This window comes from Amycolatopsis tucumanensis, from assembly GCF_021654135.1.
Taxonomy (GTDB): Bacteria; Actinomycetota; Actinomycetes; order Mycobacteriales; family Pseudonocardiaceae; genus Amycolatopsis_E; species Amycolatopsis_E tucumanensis.
The window spans coordinates 40,788-58,888 of sequence record NZ_JAKGSD010000042.1; the positions used below are offsets into that span (position 1 = coordinate 40,788).

17 protein-coding genes and 2 pseudogenes are annotated in these 18,101 nt (G+C 72.3%); 7 read left to right on the top strand and 12 right to left on the bottom strand.

Translation table 11 applies throughout. From position 1 onward, the window contains the following. Window positions 1-90: 90 nt before the first annotated feature. Window positions 91-2,682: a bifunctional FO biosynthesis protein CofGH gene (locus L2C96_RS31710; RefSeq protein ID WP_272883528.1), complete on the bottom strand. Its 2,592-nt coding sequence runs from the start codon at window positions 2,680-2,682 to the stop codon at window positions 91-93. 147 nt (window positions 2,683-2,829) lie between these two features. Between L2C96_RS31710 and L2C96_RS31715 the strand changes: the two genes are divergently transcribed. After that, window positions 2,830-4,416: an IS1634 family transposase gene (locus tag L2C96_RS31715; RefSeq protein ID WP_237338821.1), complete on the top strand. Its 1,587-nt coding sequence runs from the start codon at window positions 2,830-2,832 to the stop codon at window positions 4,414-4,416. 9 nt (window positions 4,417-4,425) lie between these two features. On the opposite strand, the gene L2C96_RS31720 is transcribed toward L2C96_RS31715, so the two are convergent. Next, window positions 4,426-6,027: a RecQ family ATP-dependent DNA helicase gene (locus L2C96_RS31720; protein ID WP_237338822.1), complete on the bottom strand. Its 1,602-nt coding sequence runs from the start codon at window positions 6,025-6,027 to the stop codon at window positions 4,426-4,428. Between the two features lie 50 nt (window positions 6,028-6,077). Here L2C96_RS31720 and L2C96_RS31725 point away from each other — a divergent pair, with 50 nt between their 5' ends. Continuing rightward, window positions 6,078-6,599 carry an NUDIX hydrolase gene (locus tag L2C96_RS31725; RefSeq protein WP_237338823.1) on the top strand — a complete coding sequence of 174 codons (522 nt, stop codon included), beginning with the start codon at window positions 6,078-6,080 and terminating at the stop codon, window positions 6,597-6,599. Window positions 6,600-6,676: 77 nt separating this feature from the next. Here L2C96_RS31725 and L2C96_RS45385 read toward each other — a convergent pair. From L2C96_RS45385 to L2C96_RS31735, 3 genes and pseudogenes are all read right to left on the bottom strand, one after another. After that, window positions 6,677-6,865, bottom strand: a pseudogene (locus L2C96_RS45385) (IS481 family transposase); the annotation flags it as partial. Then, window positions 6,855-6,953, bottom strand: a pseudogene (locus L2C96_RS45390) (IS481 family transposase); the annotation flags it as partial. The pseudogenes L2C96_RS45385 and L2C96_RS45390, both read right to left, overlap by 11 nt. 118 nt (window positions 6,954-7,071) lie before the next feature. Continuing rightward, a complete protein-coding gene (locus L2C96_RS31735) occupies window positions 7,072-7,398 on the bottom strand; it encodes a DUF8129 domain-containing protein (protein WP_020423074.1) in 327 nt (108 codons plus the stop codon). An 83-nt stretch (window positions 7,399-7,481) separates the two neighbouring features. Between L2C96_RS31735 and L2C96_RS31740 the strand changes: the two genes are divergently transcribed. Beyond that, on the top strand, window positions 7,482-7,886 hold the full coding sequence (locus L2C96_RS31740) for a four-helix bundle copper-binding protein (RefSeq protein WP_237338824.1): 405 nt from the start codon (window positions 7,482-7,484) through the stop codon (window positions 7,884-7,886). On the opposite strand, the gene L2C96_RS31745 is transcribed toward L2C96_RS31740, so the two are convergent. The 3 genes from L2C96_RS31745 to L2C96_RS31755 are packed head-to-tail and all read right to left on the bottom strand — an operon-like array spanning window position 7,878 to window position 11,084. Next, window positions 7,878-9,404, bottom strand: coding sequence for a glycoside hydrolase family 13 protein (locus L2C96_RS31745; RefSeq protein ID WP_237338825.1), 1,527 nt, complete (start codon window positions 9,402-9,404; stop codon window positions 7,878-7,880). The genes L2C96_RS31740 and L2C96_RS31745 overlap by 9 nt on opposite strands. Then, entirely contained in the window at window positions 9,401-9,841 is a 441-nt protein-coding gene (locus tag L2C96_RS31750) for a hypothetical protein (protein ID WP_020423071.1), read from the bottom strand. Before L2C96_RS31750 ends, L2C96_RS31745 begins: the two co-directional genes overlap by 4 nt. Before the next feature lie 37 nt (window positions 9,842-9,878). Then, entirely contained in the window at window positions 9,879-11,084 is a 1,206-nt protein-coding gene (locus L2C96_RS31755; RefSeq protein WP_237338826.1) for a site-2 protease family protein, read from the bottom strand. 148 nt (window positions 11,085-11,232) lie between these two features. Here L2C96_RS31755 and L2C96_RS31760 point away from each other — a divergent pair, with 148 nt between their 5' ends. Together L2C96_RS31760 and L2C96_RS31765 are read left to right on the top strand one after the other, a co-directional pair. Next, window positions 11,233-11,622 (top strand): hypothetical protein, encoded by a 390-nt coding sequence (locus L2C96_RS31760; RefSeq protein ID WP_020423069.1) that lies wholly within the window; start codon window positions 11,233-11,235, stop codon window positions 11,620-11,622. Next, window positions 11,619-12,848 (top strand): erythromycin esterase family protein, encoded by a 1,230-nt coding sequence (locus L2C96_RS31765; protein ID WP_237338827.1) that lies wholly within the window; start codon window positions 11,619-11,621, stop codon window positions 12,846-12,848. Before L2C96_RS31760 ends, L2C96_RS31765 begins: the two co-directional genes overlap by 4 nt. A gap of 441 nt (window positions 12,849-13,289) precedes the next feature. On the opposite strand, the gene L2C96_RS31770 is transcribed toward L2C96_RS31765, so the two are convergent. From L2C96_RS31770 to L2C96_RS31780, 3 genes are all read right to left on the bottom strand, one after another. After that, window positions 13,290-14,195, bottom strand: a complete 906-nt coding sequence (locus L2C96_RS31770) for a PfkB family carbohydrate kinase (protein ID WP_237338828.1) — start codon at window positions 14,193-14,195, stop codon at window positions 13,290-13,292. A 90-nt stretch (window positions 14,196-14,285) separates the two neighbouring features. Continuing rightward, window positions 14,286-14,456, bottom strand: a complete 171-nt coding sequence (locus L2C96_RS31775) for a hypothetical protein (RefSeq protein WP_020423065.1) — start codon at window positions 14,454-14,456, stop codon at window positions 14,286-14,288. 76 nt (window positions 14,457-14,532) lie between these two features. Beyond that, window positions 14,533-15,006: a hypothetical protein gene (locus L2C96_RS31780; protein WP_237338829.1), complete on the bottom strand. Its 474-nt coding sequence runs from the start codon at window positions 15,004-15,006 to the stop codon at window positions 14,533-14,535. 48 nt (window positions 15,007-15,054) lie between these two features. On the opposite strand from L2C96_RS31780, the gene L2C96_RS31785 reads away from it, so the two are divergent. Next, a complete protein-coding gene (locus L2C96_RS31785; RefSeq protein WP_237338830.1) occupies window positions 15,055-15,648 on the top strand; it encodes a TetR/AcrR family transcriptional regulator in 594 nt (197 codons plus the stop codon). Here the strand turns inward: L2C96_RS31785 and L2C96_RS31790 are convergent. Continuing rightward, window positions 15,645-16,847: an FAD-dependent oxidoreductase gene (locus L2C96_RS31790; protein WP_237338831.1), complete on the bottom strand. Its 1,203-nt coding sequence runs from the start codon at window positions 16,845-16,847 to the stop codon at window positions 15,645-15,647. The genes L2C96_RS31785 and L2C96_RS31790 overlap by 4 nt on opposite strands. Before the next feature lie 105 nt (window positions 16,848-16,952). Between L2C96_RS31790 and L2C96_RS31795 the strand changes: the two genes are divergently transcribed. Continuing rightward, window positions 16,953-17,978, top strand: coding sequence for a glycosyltransferase family 4 protein (locus L2C96_RS31795; RefSeq protein ID WP_237338832.1), 1,026 nt, complete (start codon window positions 16,953-16,955; stop codon window positions 17,976-17,978). Window positions 17,979-18,101 lie beyond the last annotated feature (123 nt).

An 18,101-nucleotide genomic window follows, 5' to 3' on the forward strand; every position in this document is an offset into this window, starting at 1 on the left:
GGCGGCGGGAGGGTGGACTCGACGCAGCGGGTGAAGGGGCGAACCCGGAGCGGCGAACACGGCCGTGTTCGCCGCCCCGGGCGCCGGCTCTCAGCTGACGATCGGCAGTGACAGCGGCCGTCGGACGGCCTGGGCGACTCCGTCGGAGGCCAGTGCCGCCGCCACGCGGTCCGGCGCCGGGCGGCCGTACGTCGTCGTGCGCTGGACCAGTGGGCGTCCGATCGGTGCGACCATCTTCTCCAGCTCGCTGATCGTCTTGTACGAGCCGTTGTCCGCGCCCGCCATGCGGCTGATCGTCTCCTCCATCAGCGTGCCGCCGAGGTCGTTCACGCCGCCGTTCAACACGTCCCGGCAGGTGTCCTCGCCCAGCTTCACCCACGAGCACTGGATGTTGTCGATCAGGCCGTGCAGCAGGATCCGCGCCAGCGCGTGCACCGCCCGGTTCTCGCGCTTCGTCGGGCCGGGGCGGGACAGCCCCGCCAGATAAATCGGTGCGTTCTGGTGGATGAACGGCAGCAGCACGAACTCGGTGAACCCGCGCCGCCCGGTCTTCTCCAGCGCCCGCCGCTGCAGGTCGGCGATCAGCTTGATGTGCCCGACCCAGTGGGCGGGCGTGTCGACGTGCCCGTACATCATCGTCGAGGTCGTCGGGATGCCCAGCTCGTGCGCCGTGGACACCACCTCGATCCAGCTCGACGTCGGCAGCTTGCCCTTGGTGAGCACCCACCGCACGTCGTCGTCCAGGATCTCCGCCGCCGTGCCCGGCAGGGAGTCCACACCGGACTCGTGCGCGCGCGTCAGCCAGTCCCGGATGGACATGTTCGTCCGGGACGCGCCGTTCACGACCTCCATCGGGCTGTAGGAGTGCAGGTGGATGTCCGGCTGCCGCCGCTTCACCTCGGCCGCCAGGTCGAAGTACGCCGTGCCGGGCATGTCCGGGTGGATTCCGCCCTGCATGCAGATTTCCGTCGCCCCGGCCTCCCACGCCTGGTCGACGCGGTCACCGACCTGCGACAGCGACAGCGTGTAGGCGTCGGCGTCCGTGCGACGCTGCGCGAACGCGCAGAACCGGCAGCCGGTGTAGCAGACGTTGGTGAAGTTGATGTTCCGCGTCACCACGAACGTGACGTCGTCGCCGTTGACGTCCCGGCGCAGCCCGTCCGCCAGCGAGGCGAGCGCCTCCAGCTCGGCGCCGTCCGCGTGCAACAACGCGAGAGCGTCCTCATCGGACAGACCGGCCGGGTCGCGTTCCGCGCGACGCAACGCTTCCGCGATGTCAGTGTCCATCCGGCGCGGCGCGGTCGGAACCTGCGAAGCGAGTTCCTTCCAGTCGCCGTACACGGAATCGAAGTCGCTGCGCCGGTCCTCCGTGCGGCCGGTGGTGTCGACCTCGACGTGCAGGTCGGTGCGCCCGGTGCCGGCCTGGTCCTGCCAGCCGCCGTCCGGCTCCTGCCACGGGCGGCCCTCCAGGACCGCGTCCTCCCGCGCCAGGCCGGTCTCCGGATCGGCCAGCGCGGCGACGTGCCCGGCGACGCGCGGATCCAGCCACGGCTCACCGGCGAGCAGGTACTCGGGGTAGATCGTCAGCCGCTCGCGCAGCGTGTAACCGGCCTTCTCGGTCTGCCGGGCCAGCTCGTCGATCTGCGGCCAGGCGCGCTCGGGGTTGACGTGGTCGGGCGTGAGCGGCGAAACCCCGCCCCAGTCGTCGATCCCGGCGCGCACCATGAGGTCGTACTGGCTGCCGATCAGGTTCGGCGGCGCCTGGATGCGCATCTTCGGGCCGAACACGAGCCGCGCGACGGCGATCGTCGCGGCCAGCTCCTGCAGGTCGGCGTCCGGCGTGGCGCGCATCTTGGTGTCCGGCTTGGCGCGGAAGTTCTGCACGATGACTTCCTGGATGCCGCCGTACTGGCGCGCCACCTTGCGGATCGCGAACAGGGCGTCCGCGCGCTCTTCGTAGTTCTCGCCGATGCCGATCAGGATGCCGGTGGTGAACGGCACGGACGTCCGCCCGGCGTCCTCCAGCACCCGCAGCCGCACGGCCGGGTCCTTGTCCGGCGAGCCGTAGTGCGGGCCGCCGCGCTCGCTCCACAGCCGGGTCGCGGTGGTCTCCAGCATCATGCCCATCGACGGCGCCACCGGCTTGAGGCGCTGCAGGTCCTGCCAGGTCATGACGCCGGGGTTGAGGTGCGGCAGCAGACCGGTCTGCTCCAGCACCAGGATCGCCATCGCGCGCACGTAGGACAGCGTGTCGTCGTAGCCGTGCGCGTCCAGCCACTCGCGGGCCTGCTTCCAGCGGTCCTCGGGGCGGTCGCCGAGGGTGAACAGGGCTTCCTTGCAGCCCATCGCCGCGCCCTGCCGCGCGATCTCCAGCACCTCGTCCGGCGACAGGAACGGGGCGTCCAGTTTGCCCGGAACCGTCGCGAAAGTGCAGTACCCGCAGCGGTCGCGGCACAGCCGGGTGAGTGGGATGAACACCTTGCGGCTGTAGGTGATGACGCCTTCGCGGCCGGCTTCGGCCAGTCCGGCGTCGCGGATGCGGGAGGCGTGCTCGGACAGCGTTTCGAGGTCTTCGTCGCGCGCGTGCAACAGCACGGTCGCCTCGGTGATGTCGAGGGTCTTGCCGTCGCGGGCACGGGCCAGCGCGCGGCGCATCGCGGAGGCGGTGGGAGCGGATGCCATACCGGAAACGCTAGGACCGGCCCGGCCCGCGGTGCCAGGACCAGACCGCGCAAGATCGGCCACACCGGGTGGCGGGAACCCTGTTTCCGCTGCTCACCACGGCCGTGGTCGTTGCGCCGCGGCCGGTGCGGGCGTATTACCTAAAGTGTGGCTTCAGTGATCGGCAAGCGGGTCGGCGGCAAGACCTACTACTACCTCGCGCACACCGGGCGGGTGAACGGCGCGCCGCGGATCACGTCGCAGCGTTATCTCGGCACCGCCGAAGACATCGCAGCAGCTCTGGACGGTGCAGCCGGTTCACCCGACGGTACGCGGCACCTGGCGTTCGGTGACGTCGCCGCCGTCTGGTCCACCCTGGAGCGGCTCCAGGTGCGCTCGGCGATCGACGACGTGCTCGGCTCACGCAAGGCGAAAGTGTCGATCGGGACGTACTTCGCGTTGGCGGTGCTGCACCGCGCGACCGCGCCGGGCACGGATCTGGCGCAGTGGTGGGCGGACAGCGCGGCGAGCCGGTTCGTGCGGCCGCGGATCGGCGCGGCCGCCGTGCAGGACGACGAGTTCTGGCGCGCCACGCGGCGGCTGACGCGGGCGCAGCTGGAGCGGATCGAGGAGGCGGTGTCCGCGCGCGTGCGGGAACACCTGCCGGAGCCGATCCTGCTCGCGGTGGACGTGCCGAACTTCGCGACCTACGCGGAATCGGAAACCGCGGCGGCGTCCCCGGCCGGGTTGAGCACGGTGGTCACGCGGGACGGCGCGATCCCGCTGGCGTCGAGCGTGTACCGGCGGGAGGGCGCGGTCCCGTTCGGGGTGTCGGCCGACCGGCTGGCGTCGCGGGTGGCCGGCCCGGTGACGCTGGTGTTCGAGACGGGCCAGCACGCGCAGCTCGACCTCGACGACGGCAGGCACTTCGTCGGCGCGTTGCCGCTGGGTGACTACCCCGAGCTGCTGGCGCGCCCGGCGTCGGCGCGCCGATCGGTCGGCCCGGACCGCTTCGCCGGGGTGACGGCCCTCGACACGCACGCCGTGGTGTCCGGCACGACCCGGCGGGTGGTGCTCACGCACTCGGCGAAGCTGCACGCCGCGCAGGCGCGGGGGTTCGCCCAGGCGTTGAGCAGCGCCACGCGGCAGCTCGACGGTCTCGCCCTGGCGCTGGCGGCGGGCACCAACCGGCGGCCGCGCGAGCAGGTGCTGACCGAGATCGCGCGGATCACCCGGGTGCGGTGGGTCGACCGCGTGCTGTCCACGCGGCTGACCGGGACGCGCCCAGCTGAGCTGCGGCTGGAGTGGCGGGTCGACGAGAACGCCCGGTCGCGCCTGGACGAGGAGTACTTCGGCAAGCAGCTGCTGGTGACCGACCACGACTGGCCGGTCGCCGACGTGATCACCGCGTACCGGGCGCGCTACCACCTGGACTCGACGTTCCGGCAGCTCAACGGCCCGTTCGTGGCCGCGTCCGCGCCGCGGCGGCACTGGACCGAGCACCGGATCGCGGTGCACTCGCTGGTGAGCGTGCTGGCGACGGCGGTGACGCACGTGATGCGGCAGGAGGCCGACCGGGCCGGGCTGGACCTGTCGGTGCGTGAGCTGCTGGACCTGCTGTCGCGGATCGGGGAGACGGTGCTGCGGTACCCGTCGACCGGGGGCCGCCCACGCACCCGGCGGCTGCTGACCTGCCGGGACGCGGTGCAGCAGAAGCTGTTCGACCTGTTCGGCCTGGACGCCTACGCGCCCTGAGCCGGGGACTCACTCCTCGGTCAGCAGGTGCTTCTCGCGGACCGCGGGCAGCGACAGGGAGCGGTAGCCGGCCTTGTCGAACAGCACGGTGACCTTCTCGGCCTCCCGGCGCACGACCTGGCCGGTGCCCCACTCCGCGTGCCGCACCGACGTGCCGGGCTGGAACTCGCCGTCGGACGGGGTCAGCTCGGCCGCCGTGCCCGCGTCGCAGGTGTCGCAGAACCCGCACGGTTCGTCCAGCGTCTCGCCGAAGTAGCCGAGCAGGAACTGGCGTCGGCACGCGGACGTCTCGGCGTACTCGCGCATCACCTCGACGCGGGACCGGTCGAGCTTCTTGCGCTGCTCGGACACCTCGGCGGCGCGCTCGGTCGCCTCCTCCGGGTCGGTGTCGGCGTAGCTGAACTTCCCCTGCCCGGTCTCCTCGACCAGGCCGGTCTGCTCCAGCAGGTTCAGGTTGTTCATCGCCCGGCGGTGCGACTGGTCCACCTCGCCGTCGATCTCCTGGGGGCTGGCCGGGCCGTCCTGCTCGCGCAGGGACTCGGCGAGCTCGGCGATGCCCTCGTCGTCGAAGCGCCGCGCGGTGAGGAACTTCTGCAGGCTCAGGTCCTCCGGCCGGTAGAACAGCAGCGCGTCGGCGCGCTCGCCGTCCCGGCCGGCGCGGCCGATCTGCTGGTAGTACGAGTCGACCGACTCGGGCACCGACGCGTGCACGACGAACCGCACGTTCGGCTTGTCGATGCCCATGCCGAACGCCGACGTGGCGACGACGACGTCCACCCGGTCGGCGAGGAAGTCTTCGTGCACGCGTTTGCGGTCGGCCGCCTTCATCCCGGCGTGGTAGGCCGCCGCGCCCAGTTCCTCGGCGTAGCGTTCGCTGTCCTTGCGCGTCGCGGCGTACACCAGGCCGGGCTTCTCCGCGTCCCGCACCCACTGCAGCAGGGCGGCGCGCTTGTCCTCCTCGATGGTGGCGCGGTGCACCGAGAGGTGGAGGTTCGGCCGGTCGAACCCGGACACCACGCGCACCGGGTCGCGCAGGCCGAGGTGCTCGACGATGTCGTCCCGGACCGGCCCGCCCGCGGTCGCGGTCAGCGCCAGCACGCGCGGGTGCCCGAGCCGCTCGATGGCGTGCCCGAGCCGGAGGTAGTCCGGCCGGAAGTCGTGGCCCCACGCGGACACGCAGTGCGCCTCGTCGACGACGAACAGGCTCGGCCGGATCTCGTCGAGCTGCTCCAGCACCTCGTCCTTGGCCAGCTGCTCCGGCGCGAGGAACAGGTACTCGGCGTCGCCGCGGGTGACCGCGTCCCAGGCCTTGTTCGTGGTGCGCGCGGGCTGCGCGGAGTTGACCGCGACCGCGTCCGGGGCGTCGCTGTCCTCGATCTGCCCCACCTGGTCCCGCTGCAACGCGGTCAGCGGCGACACGACGAGCGTCGGCCCGTCCATCAGCAGCGCGGGGATCTGGTAGATCGCGGACTTGCCGGACCCGGTCGGCATGACGGCGAGCACGTCGTGCCCGTCGAGCAGCGCTGCCATCGCGGTCAGCTGGTCGTCGCGCAGTTCCGCCCAGCCGAAGGTGTCGCGTGCGGTCCGGCGGAGTTCGTCGTGTCTGGACACCGGCGGGGTGTTCCCCCATCCGTGGGGCGGAAACGTCGTAGGCTGCGGGCATGCTGGAGGCCTACACCGCACGGAACGAGACCGAGAACGCCGATGTGGCGCGGATCCGGGAGGTGCTGGCCACCGCGGCGGACCCGTTCTCGCGGAAGATTCCCTTGCACGTCACCGGTTCCGCGGTGATCGTGCACCCGGAGAGCCGCCGCGTGCTGCTGCGCTGGCACCAGCGTCAGCAGGCGTGGCTGCAGGTCGGCGGGCACGGCGACCCGGGTGAGACGGACCCGCTGGTGATCGCGCTGCGCGAAGGGCGCGAGGAGACCGGGCTGACCGATCTGCGGCCGTGGCCGACCGCGGACCTGCTGCACGCGGTGGTCGTCCCGGTGCCCGCGAAGGGCGCCGAGCCCGCGCACGAACACGCGGACCTGCGGTACGTGCTGGCGACCGGGCAGCCGGAAGCGGCGCGGCCGGAGAAGCCGGACGCGCCGCTGAAGTGGCTCCCGCTCGACGAAGCGATCGACGCCGTCTCGGAGGACAACCTGCGCGAGACGCTGCGCCGCGTTCAGGAGCGGCTCTAGGTGTGTTTTTGGTCAGGTTGGTTCGGGGGTGTGGCCGCCGATGCCGATGTCGTGTTCGGCGAACCAGGCGTGGGCGCGGCGCAGGTGACGGCTTTCTCGTCGGGCAGGGTTTCGGTGCAGGCCAGGCGAGAGTGGTCGTCGGGGATGCGGCCGAGCTTTGCGACATCGACGTGGATCAGCTCGCCCGGGCGGTCGCCTTGGTAGCGGCGGATCGGCTCGCCGGTGGCCCGATCACACGCGGCCGGCGGCGGCAGGCCGTGACGGCGCCCGACGCAGCGACCACCCCTGCTCCACGACACACCGGGCCAGCCGCAGCCGGCCGGTGGGGGTCAATGGCGCGTTCCGGTGCGCCATCGAGGACCTCCTGGTGATCGGCGTTGTTGCCGCAAGCCACACCGAACCCGGAGGCCTCACCCCTGTCAAGACCGTCCTCAGCGTGTCAGCCAGTCACCAACGTCCCCGGACAGCGGATCTAGGAACGTCCCCGGTGCGGGGTCTGGTCGGCGACGCCGTGGCGCAGCGGGGTGTTCGGCTCGGCCGCCGTCTGCTGCTTGGCGGGCGAGCCGCCGGCGTGGCCGGTCACCTCGGGGATCTTGGTGTGCTCGCCGTGCGACGGCTCGGCGCCCTCGTGGAGCTGGCGCTTGCGCACGCGCATCAGCTCCAGCACCGGCAGCCGGTTGGCGTGCTTCAGCTCGTAGGACATCAGCTGGTCGAGCTGCTCCTCGTCGAGCGACCGGATGCGGTGCTGCAGCGAGGCCAGTGGCAGCTCGTCGTACTCGGGCAGCGGTAGTTCGGACATGTGCCAAGGCCTACCCGGGCGGCGGCCGGGCAAACGGTTGGACCCGGCCCGGCCGGGTATGCGCCGGGGGAGAGGAGGACGTCATGACCCACGCCCTGCGCATGGTGCAGACCCACCCCGCCGACCTCGGCGGCCTCGACCCGGAGGCCATCGCCGCGTGCCTGGAGGAGTGCGTGTCCTGCGCCCAGACCTGCACGGCCTGTGCCGACGCCTGCCTGTCCGAACCGGATCCGGGCCCGATGGTGCGGTGCATCAAGCTCGACCAGGACTGCGCCGCCGTGTGCGCCGCGACCGCGCAGGTGCTGTCCCGCCGCGGCGACCCCGCCGGGATCGTCTCCGAGCTGCTGGCGCTGTGCGAGAAGGCCTGCCGGGCGTGCGCCGAGGAGTGCGAGAAGCACGCCGGGCACCACGAGCACTGCGCGGTGTGCGCCGAGGCCTGCCGCAGCTGCGAGGACGCCTGCCAGCAGCTGCGCCAGCACCTAGGCTGACAGCCACACGGCGGAGTCGGGGGCGAGTTCGTCCGCCGGTTCGGCGCTGGCCAGCAGGATCTTCCGGTGCGGCGGCAGCGCGATCGGCTCCGAGCCGAGGTTGACCACGCACACCACCCCCGGCTCGCGCCGGAACGCCAGCACGTCCGGCGCACTGTCCAACCACGACAGTTCCCCGTCCCCGAGTGCGGGGTGCTCCTTGCGGATCCGCAGCGCGTCCCGGTAGAGGCACAGCGTCGAGCCCGGGTCGTCCTCCTGCGCGGTGACCGTCTTCGCGGCCCAGTGCGGGGGCTGCGGCAGCCACGGCGTGCCGGCCGAGAACCCGAACGGCGGCGCCGAGCCGGACCACGGCAGCGGCACCCGGCACCCGTCGCGACCGCGCTTGGTGTGCCCGGACCGCTCCCACGTCGGGTCCTGCAGCACCTCCTCCGGCAGGTCCTCGACCTCCTCCAGCCCCAGCTCCTCGCCCTGGTAGAGGTACGCGCCGCCGGGCAGCGCGAGCATCAGCAGCAACGCGGCCCGCGCCCGCGGCAGCCCGCCGCCGTACCGGGAGACGTGCCGTTTGACGTCGTGGTTGGACAGCACCCAGGTGGCAGGCGCGCCCACCGCGGCGAGCGCGGCGATGCTGGAGTCGATCACCGACCGCAGCTTCCCCGCGTCCCACGGGCAGCGCAGGAAGTCGAAGTTGAACGCGGTGTGCAGCTCGTCCGGCCGCACGTACCGGGCCAGCCGCTGGGGGCTGTCCACCCACGCTTCGGCCACGAAGATCCGGTCGTCGCCGTAGTGGCGGGCGAGCTCGCGCCAGGACCGGAAGATCTCGTGCACGCCGGGCCGGCCCCAGTGCGGGTGGTCGCTGCGGTCCGGCGGCTCGACCAGGCCCTCGTGGTCCAGGCCGAGGTCGGGCAGCGCCGGGTCCTTGACCATGCCGTGCGCGACGTCGATGCGGAACCCGTCCACCCCGCGGTCGAGCCAGAACCGCAGGACGTCCAGGAACTCCGCGCGCACCTCCGGGTGGTCCCAGTTCAGGTCCGGTTGCGTGCTGTCGAACAGGTGCAGGTACCACTGGCCGTCGCCGGCCCGGCTCCACGCGGACCCGCCGAAGACGCTGCGCCAGTCGTTGGGCTCGTCGCGGAACACGTACCGCTCCCGCTCCGGCGAGCCGCGCCCTGCGGCCAGCGCGGCCTGGAACCACGGGTGCCGGTCGCTGGTGTGGTTGGGCACGATGTCGACGATGATCCGCAGGCCGTGCCGGTGCGCCTCGGCGATCAGGGCCTCGGCGTCGGCGAGCGTGCCGAACACCGGGTCGATGTCGCGGTAGTCGGCCACGTCGTAGCCGCCGTCGGCCATCGGCGACGGGTACCACGGGGTGATCCAGAGCGCGTCCACGCCGAGGCCGGACAGGTAGGGGAGTTTCGCGCGGAGGCCGGCCAGGTCCCCGACGCCGTCGCCGGTGCCGTCCGCGAAGCTGCGGATGTAGACCTGGTAGATGACGGCGTCCCGCCACCACTGGCCGCTCACGTCTGCGGCAGGTCGTGGGCCCAGGACACCAGGTGGATCAGCGCGTCGATCTGCCCGCACGGATCCGGGTCCCCCGCGATGAACTCCAGCTGCGCCGCCAGCCCCGCGCTGTCCTGGTTGAGCTCGGCGAGCACGGCGCGCAGGACGGCCCGCAGCGCCGGCTGGAGGTCGTCGATCGGGACGGCCTCGTCGGTCTCGTCGGACAGCGCGATGGTGAACAGGTCCGCGCCCTCCGGTGCCGCGCGGGCCCGCACTTCGCGGGCGATCACCGTGACCAGCTCCGCGCACAGGGGCCGGAGCAGGCCGGCGTCCGGCGCGTCGGCGCCGATCATCCTGGGCAGCACGCGGGACACGGAGTCCAGGTCTTCCCGGTCGAGGCCGTCCACGAGCTGATCGGCCAGGCGCCGCACGTCTCGCTGGGTGTTTTCGTGGCTCATCGGAAGCGAGGATTCCCCTGCCCGGAGGTGCCGAAACTCACGGCCAGCGCTGGGCGGCCGGACGGCCCAGCGGCGGGCTGGACGGGCTGCGCGCGACCGCGACGTCCGCGCCGCCGTGCCAGTCCACGCCGAGACCGCGCAGCGTCACCGCGCGGCTGATGTCGGACGGCGACACGATCCCGACGAGCCGGTCGGCGTCGAACACCAGGGCCCGGCCGTCGGCGCACCCGGACATCCGCGGCAGCAACGCCAGCAGCGGCTCGTCCGGGGTGGCGCGCGGAATTTCCGTTGGCGGGCAGGCGATTTCTCCGAGCAGGGTGTTCGGGCGCTGCTCCGGCGGGACGGCCCGCATGCGGGTCAGCGTCACCAGCCCGGCGAACCGGCCGACCGGGTCGACGAGCGGGTAGGCCGAGTGCTGGCGCAGCATGGCGTTGTCCCGCAGGAAGGTCGCCACGGTGGTGGCGGCGGGCGCGGTGGCCGGGCGCATGGTCATCACGTCCCGCACCCGCATGGCGGCGAGGCTGGTGCCGAGTTCGGCGTCGCGTTCCTCGGCCAGCGCCAGGTTGACGATGAACAGGCCGACCAGCAACGGCCACACGCCGAGCCCGATCGGCCCGCGGAGCAGGGTCACCACGCCGAGCGCGCACACGGCGAAGCCGAGGACGCGGGCGGCGCGTGCGCTGCCGAGCGTGGCGCGGTGCCGGTCGTTCCACGCCGCCCACAGGATCGACCGCAGCACGCGGCAACCGTCCAGTGGCGCCACCGGGATCAGGTTGAACACACCCAGCACGAGGTTCAGCACCGCGAGGTAGCCGAGCACCGCGCCGGACAGCGAATCGCCGATCGGCGACGTCATCCAGGTGGCGAAGCCGAAGATCGCCGCCAGCAGCAGGCTCATCAGCGGCCCGGCGAACGCCACGCGGAACTCCACGCCGGGCGACCGCGGTTCGCCACGCAGCCGCGTGACGCCGCCGAGCGACCACAGGGTCACCTCACGGACCTCGAGTCCCGATCGCCGCGCGACGAGTGCGTGCGGGAGTTCGTGGGCGCACAGCGACACCACGAACAGCGCGGCGGTGATCAGGCTCGCCACGATGTAGGCGAACACCCCCTGCACCGGCGCGAGCGGCGCCCACTGGGTGAACGGCAGTGCCACGACCAGCACCCCGGCCATCGCGAAGACACTCCAATGCAGACCCACCCGGATGCCTTCGAACCGGCCCAGCCACACGGTCGTCGCCATCGCCCACTCCCCTCTCGCGCGTAAGTCCCCGTGACACCTCTACCCGCGTTGATCCTCCGTTGAACGTTTCGCCCGGCACGGTTTGGTTTCGGCGCGGAACGGGAAAGCTGAACCAGTACGACCGGCGTCAGACAGGGGACCGGCGAAGATGGACGTGTCACGGAACAGCGAGGTGGCGGCCAGCTGCGGCGGGCTGGCGGAACAGGCCCAGCTGGCGACGCGCGGCTTGTACCACCGCGCCTCCGGGGTGGGCGGCGAAACCGGCATCGACGGCGCCGCGGAGATCTACCAGGTGCTCGGATCGCTCAAGTTGCTCTCCCAGAACGTCGCGCGCAGCCTGCCCGAACTGGGCACGTGGCTGGAACGGCAGCTGTGGCTGGGGAACCTGGACGTGCCGGGTGATCAGGGCGGGTACGAAACGCTGATCACGTCGGTCTTCGACGCCACGGCCGCGCTGGCCAGGGCGCAGGAGGTCACGGTGCGGCTGTGCCAGGAGCTCGCCACCGCGCAGGCCGCGGCCAAGGAGCTCTCGTATTGACCCCGCGCGAGGACGCCATCGGGCTGCACCGGGTGGAGGACCTCGACCCGCTGATCGACCGCATCGGCGACGCGCGTTTCGTGCTGCTGGGGGAGGCCTCGCACGGCACCGCCGACTTCTACCGGTGGCGCGCGGAGATCACCAAGCGGCTGATCGTGGAGCGGGGCTTTTCGTTCGTCGCCGTGGAGGGCGACTGGCCGGATTGCCACCGCGTGCACTGCTGCGTGGCGGGCGGGCGCGGTGATCCGGAGGCGGTGCTGTCCGGTTTCGACCGGTGGCCGCGCTGGATGTGGGCCAACGACGACGTGGTGGAATTCGCCCGGTGGCTGACGGCGTACAACGCGGCGCGGTTCGGCGACCGCCCGGCGGGTTTCCATGGTCTGGACGTCTACAGCCTGTGGGATTCGCTGCGGGAGATCCTGGGGTACCTGCGCGAGCACCAGCCGGGCCAGGTGGAGACGGCGCTTTCCGCGATGCGCTGCTTCGAGCCGTTCGCCGAGGACCCGCACGACTACGCGTACTCGACGCGGCTCGTGCCGGAAAACTGCGAAAGCGACGTGCTGCGGCTGCTCGCTTCGCTGCGGGAGACCGGCGACGTCCCCGGCTTGGACGCCGGTTTCGTGGCGCGGCAGAACGCCGAGGTGGTCGCCGGGGCGGAGCGCTACTACCGGACGATGGTCCGCGGTGACGTCGAATCGTGGAACGTGCGGGACGAGCACATGACCGACACGCTCGACCGGCTGCTGGAGGCGTACGGCCCGTCGGCGAAGGCCGTGGTGTGGGCGCACAACACGCACATCGGCGACGCGCGGGCGACGGACATGGCCGCGGCCGGGATGCTGAACGTGGGGCAGTTGGTGCGGGAACGCCACCCCGGCGAGTCGTTCACGGTGGGCTTCGGCACGCACCGGGGCACGGTGATGGCCGGCTCGCGGTGGGGCGCGCCCCCGGAGGACATGCCGGTGCCGCCCGCGCGGGAGGACAGCCTGGAGTCGATGCTGCACGCGGCCGTCCCCGACGCCGATTCGCTCTTCCTGCTCGACGAGGCGGGCGAGTGGGCCTCGCAAGTGCGGGGACACCGAGCGGTCGGCGTGGTGTACGACCCGCGATTGGAGTGGCGGGGGAATTACGTGCCGACGATGCTTCCGCGCCGGTACGACGCGTTCTTGTTCTGTGATTTCTCCAGCGCCGTGGTGCCTTTGCACGCACCGGTGGGGGTTTCTTAGGATTCCCATCCGCACGCCGGCAACGCAAAGGAACCACTCCACGAGGCAGTCCCCTCCCGCAACCCGATCCCCAGCCAAATCGGTTGCCGAGCAGTCGGGTCAAGGTACTCTTTCCCGCCTTGACGCGACTTCTCGGCAACCGAACACTGAGAGATCGGGTTCGGGAGGGGCAGACCCGGGCGTAGCGAAGCGAAGCCGCCGGCGCAGTAGATACCCGCGTAGCGGCAGGCGCCTAAGGCCGCCGAGGAGCAGGCAACTCCGGCAGTGGAGTGTGCGCCCGGCAGTTGGTGCACACCAGCAGGGTCGCCAGCGGCTCATCCGCCTCGTTGACGAGCTTGGCGATGCGCAGGGCGGAGTAACCGCATTCTTCGCACGGCACGGGTGGCGCCGCGCGGTCCGGGGCTATCAGTATCCGGGTTGCCGGTTTGGGCTGGCTGAGGGTCATGACTGCTTCCGCGACTCGAGGATGCCGGGGTTCAGCCGGGGTCGGCCCCCGGCGTGTTCGGTTGTGCTCGCCGCTGCCTCGACCGCCGCTCGTGCGGCGGTGCGCAGGTCCTGCCCCCGCGACAACGCGCAGGTCAGGGTCGCGACCAGGGCATCTCCCGCACCGGTGGTGTCGACGACGTGCGCGTCGCCGTGCGGGAGGAACTCGTAGCCGGCCCGGCTGACGAACACGTTGCCGTGGCCGGCCACCTCAAGTACTGCCAAGTCGAGCCCGTGCGCGAGCAGCATAACGCCCGCTTTGACCCCTTCGGCCACATTTCCGACGGGCTGTCCGGTGAGAATTTCCGCTTCCCTGGCGTCGGCGCGGAGGACGTCGGCGCACGCCAGCACCTCTTTGTCCGCGGGCACACCGTCCAGCACCACCCGGGCGCCGGCTTCGCGGGCGAGCCGGGCCGCGGCCATCGCCGTGCGGGCCGGCTGCTGCAATTGGACGATGACCGATGACGCGTCCCGGAGCAGTGCGGCCGAGGAGAGCACGTCGTGTTCGGCCACCTGGACGTCTTCGGGGATGTCCTCCAGGTAGCGCCACTGGCCGTGGTCGTCGACGACGTTCACGATGAGCGCCGAGCGGGCGTGTTCCCGCACCACACAATGCGAGACGTCGATGCCGTCGCCGGCGGCGTGGGTCAGCAGGTCGTGCCCGGCGCGGTCGTCGCCGACCACCGCGAGCAACGCGACCGGCACACCGAGCTGGGCGACGCCGACGGCCTGGTTCGCGCCCTTCCCGCCGAGGATCTCATCGCGGGAGCGCACCGCGGCCGACGTCCCGGCCTCCGGGGCGTCACCCACGCGCAGGACGAGGTCACGGGCGATCTGCCCGACCACGACCACCTCTGGTGTCACGGCGGGAGCAGTACCCGATACCGATTCGCACTAATCAACCCGAACGGGCGGCACCCGTTCGCGACGCGCTGACCTGCGCTTTCCGGCCCGTCAGGGCGCGACGGCGACCTCGCCGGTGAGAGCGCCTTCCAGCGGCTGCGTCGTCTGTTCGTCCTCGGGCCGCGCGTGCCGGCCGCGGGCGGCGTGCCTGGCTTCGGTGACGAGAGCCGGACCGCCCCACTTCAGGTCCGTGCCCGCGTCGTCGATGCGGTGCCTGCCCATGGTTTCCCTCCCCGATCGAGCGCTGACGCCGGGATACCCCCTGGCCGTTCCGCATACACCTCCCCCTCACGGGTGGTCAGCGGCGGCGTTTCCGCACGGTGGCGGCGAAGGTCGCGGCGGTGACGAAGCCGTAGGCGACGTGCGGGACCACGTCGCTGGCCCAGTCGGCGAAGCTCCAGCGGCGCGGGTCGGTGATGCGCAGAACGGTCATCGGCCCGTTGGCGGCGACCAGCGCGGCGCCGGTCGCTGCGAGGCCGCCGGTGACCGTGCCGGGCCGCCAGCCCGCGCCGTGCGCCGCCCCGTAGGCGGCGCCGACCGCAGTCCCGGTGAGCAGTCCGAGCAGCGCTCCGATGCCGCTCGCCCGAGCCTGTTTCCGCTGCTCGTCGCCGGGGATCTCGACGCCGACGGCGTGCGCGACCTTCTCGACAGTCTGCTCCGGGGTCGAGCTCGCCGGCCGCCCCCGGACGGCCATGTCGACGTAGGTCACGGCGTTGAGGGCGGTGGCCCCGGCCGCCCCGGCGGCGGCGCCCCGCAGGATCGAAGACAGCATTCCGGGCGGATACCCGGCGGCTGGGCGGGCAACCTCTAGGATCGGGGCATGTCCCGGCCGACGACCTTCACCGAGCGTGCCCGCCGGGAGCAGATCATCGAGTGCACCATCGACCTCATCTCGACCAAGGGCTACCGCGGCACGTCGCTGTCCGCGATCGCCGAGGCGGCCGGGATCTCGAAGGCCGCGGTGCTGTACCACTTCTCGTCGAAGGAGAACCTCGCGCAGGCGGCGCTGGAGCAGGTGTTCGAGCAGTTCGGCGACTACGTCCGGGCCAGGGTCGACCGCCAGCCCGACGCCACGTCCGCGGTCACCGCCTACGTGCGCGCCATGATCAGCTACCAGTCGGCCCACCGGCGGCACGTCCGGCTCATCACCGAGGTGCTGCTCGACGACGCGAACGGGACGAAGCTCAAGGCGCCCGGCTCGCACGACGCCGGCGGCCGCTGGCAAGGGCTGGCCGCCCTGCTGGAGGACGGCCAGCGCGCCGGGGAGCTGCGCGAATTCGACACCACGACGGTCGCGCTGGCGATCGGCGGCGCGATCGACGGTGTGGTGTCGCACTGGCTCGCGCACCCGGAACTGGACCTGGACGCGGCCGCCGACGAGGTGGAGCGCTTCGTGCTGGCGGCGATCACCTAACGCCGCGCGAAGGCCGGCGCGTGTTCCGGCCGGACGCCGATCCCGCCGAGGTAGGCCGAGACCACCGCGAGGAGCGGGAACCGCTGCACCGCGCGCAGCGGGGGCGGCACGCGGGTCAGGGTGCCCTCGAGTGCCGGCTTCAGCAGCATCTCGTGCTCGCCCAGCTGCGTCCGCTGCGCCACCCGCGTCGGCCACTCGCGTCGCTTTTGGACCTTCGCCAGATCCTGTGTGGACAGCCGGCCCTCGGACAACGGGCCGGCGAGGATCCGGGCGGCCGCGACGGCGTCCTGGACCGCCAGGTTCACGCCCACCCCACCGACCGGTGACATGGTGTGCGCGGCGTCGCCGAGGCACAGCAGACCGTCCACATGCCACTGCGGCAGCCGGCCCATCGAGGTTTCCAGCAGCTTGACGTCGTCCCACGACCGGATCTCGGCCAGCACCTCACCGTCCCAGCCGAACAGTTCTGCGAGCCGCCCGCGGAACCAGTCGAGGCCGCGGGCACGCAGCCGGGCGTCCTCGCCCTTCGGGATGAGGTACGAGGTCTGGTGGTAGTCGCCGCGGTCCATCGTCACCGCGACCTGCCCGTTGCCGAACACGCCGAACACCCGGCCGTCGCGTTCGTCGTGCGGGGGCGCGGGAATCCGCACCTGCCACACGTCCATCGGCAGCGGGAACTCGTCGGGCTGCAGCCCGGCAGCCTGGCGCACCACCGAATCCCGCCCGTCGCAGGCGACGACCAGGTCCGCGGACAGCTCGCCCTCGCCGTCGGAGTCCCGGTAGGTCACCCCGGTCACGCGGCCGTCCGTCCTGCGCAGACCGGTCACCTCGGTGCCCATCCGCAGGTCCAGCGGTTCGGCGGCGGCCAGCAGGTCGAGGAAGTCCCACTGCGGGACCATCCGGATGTGCTTGTGCCGTCCGGGCAGGCGGCCGAAGTTCGCCGCGACCACGGTTTCCCCGGCCACCCGCATCCGCATCTCGGTCAGTTCCGGGCCGGGCAGCTCGGCGAACTTCCGGCCCAGGCCCAGTTCGTCCAGAAGGCGCAGAGTGGACGGATGAACGGTGTCCCCGCGGAAGTCGCGCAGGAAATCCCGGTGCTTCTCCAGCACGGCCACCTTGACTCCGGCCCTGGCCAGCAGGACGCTGAGCATCACCCCGGCCGGGCCCCCGCCAACAACGCAGCACGTCACGTGTTCCATGCGGACGATGCTAACCGATCGGTCAGGGGTCTGACCGACCGGTTAGGTGTTGGGTGATCACGGAACGGGTAGCTGTGTCCGGTATGCCGACTACGTGAGGTGGCGATGGAACGCCTGAACGTGGCGCTGGTGGTGGACAACGAGGCGTTCGGCGGCGCGGAGGTCTACGTCCGGCGGCTGCTGCGGTGCCTGCCGTCGTGGGTCGCGCCGAGCCTCGTCGTGGGGGAGCCGCTCGCCGGCGCGTTCCCGGAGCGTGTGCCGAAGCAGATCGTGGCGTCGGCGGTGCGGAGCGTGTGGGCCCCGCAGGTGGAGAACGCGCTGCGAGCGCTTTCGCCGGACGTCGTGCAGGTCAACCTGGCCGACGCCGGGGCGAACCTGGCCGCCGTGCAGGCCGCGGAGTCGGTGGCGCCGACCGTGGCGACGCTGCACCGGGTCGGTGGCGCGCCGCAGTCGAGCGCGGTCTGGGACTGCTACCGGCGGCTGGCCGGGGCGCTGGCGCCGTCGCGGATCGTCGAGGCGCGGCTGCGGGACCTGGGCACGCCCGCCGAGCGGGTGACGCGCATCCGGCCTGGTGTGGACATCCCGGCCTCGCCGGTCGAGCCGTCGGACCGGACGCCGGTCGTGATCGGCGCGATCGGCGGGGCGACCGGCCCGGACCTGCTGTCCGCGGTGGCGACGCTGCGGCGGCGGGGGCGTGTGGTGCGGGTGCTGGTCGCCGGGGACGGGCGGGATCTGGCGGAGCGGGCGCGGGGCCTGCCGGTGCGGTTCCTGGGGCGGCTGCGGGACGTGAGCGCTTTCCTGCGCGGGCTGGACGTGTTCTGCCTGCCGTCGCGGCGGGACACGCTGTCGCTGGCGGTGCTGGAGGCGATGGCGCACGGGGTGCCGTGCGTGACGACCGCGGTGGGGGAGGTGGTGGACGAACTGGCGGGCGCGGCGATGATCGTCCCACCCGGCGACGGACCGGCACTGGCCGCGGCGCTGGACCGGGTCTGCACGGACATCGCGCTGCGCCGCAAACTCGCCCACGCCGCCCGGGAGAAGGCTGAGCAAGACTTCGACGTGCGTCGCATGGCGGCTGAGACGGCGGACGCCCTGGCGGCGGCGCACAACTTGAGCAGCTCGGCGCGCTGACCACCGCCGGTGGCACTGCCCGCGGCGGGCGGTTGGCTCGCTGCCCGTGCCAATCTGCCGCTGCCACCAGCGGCCGACTCGCGCCACGCTGACCGACTCGCCGCCTCCGTGCCCACCGCCGCC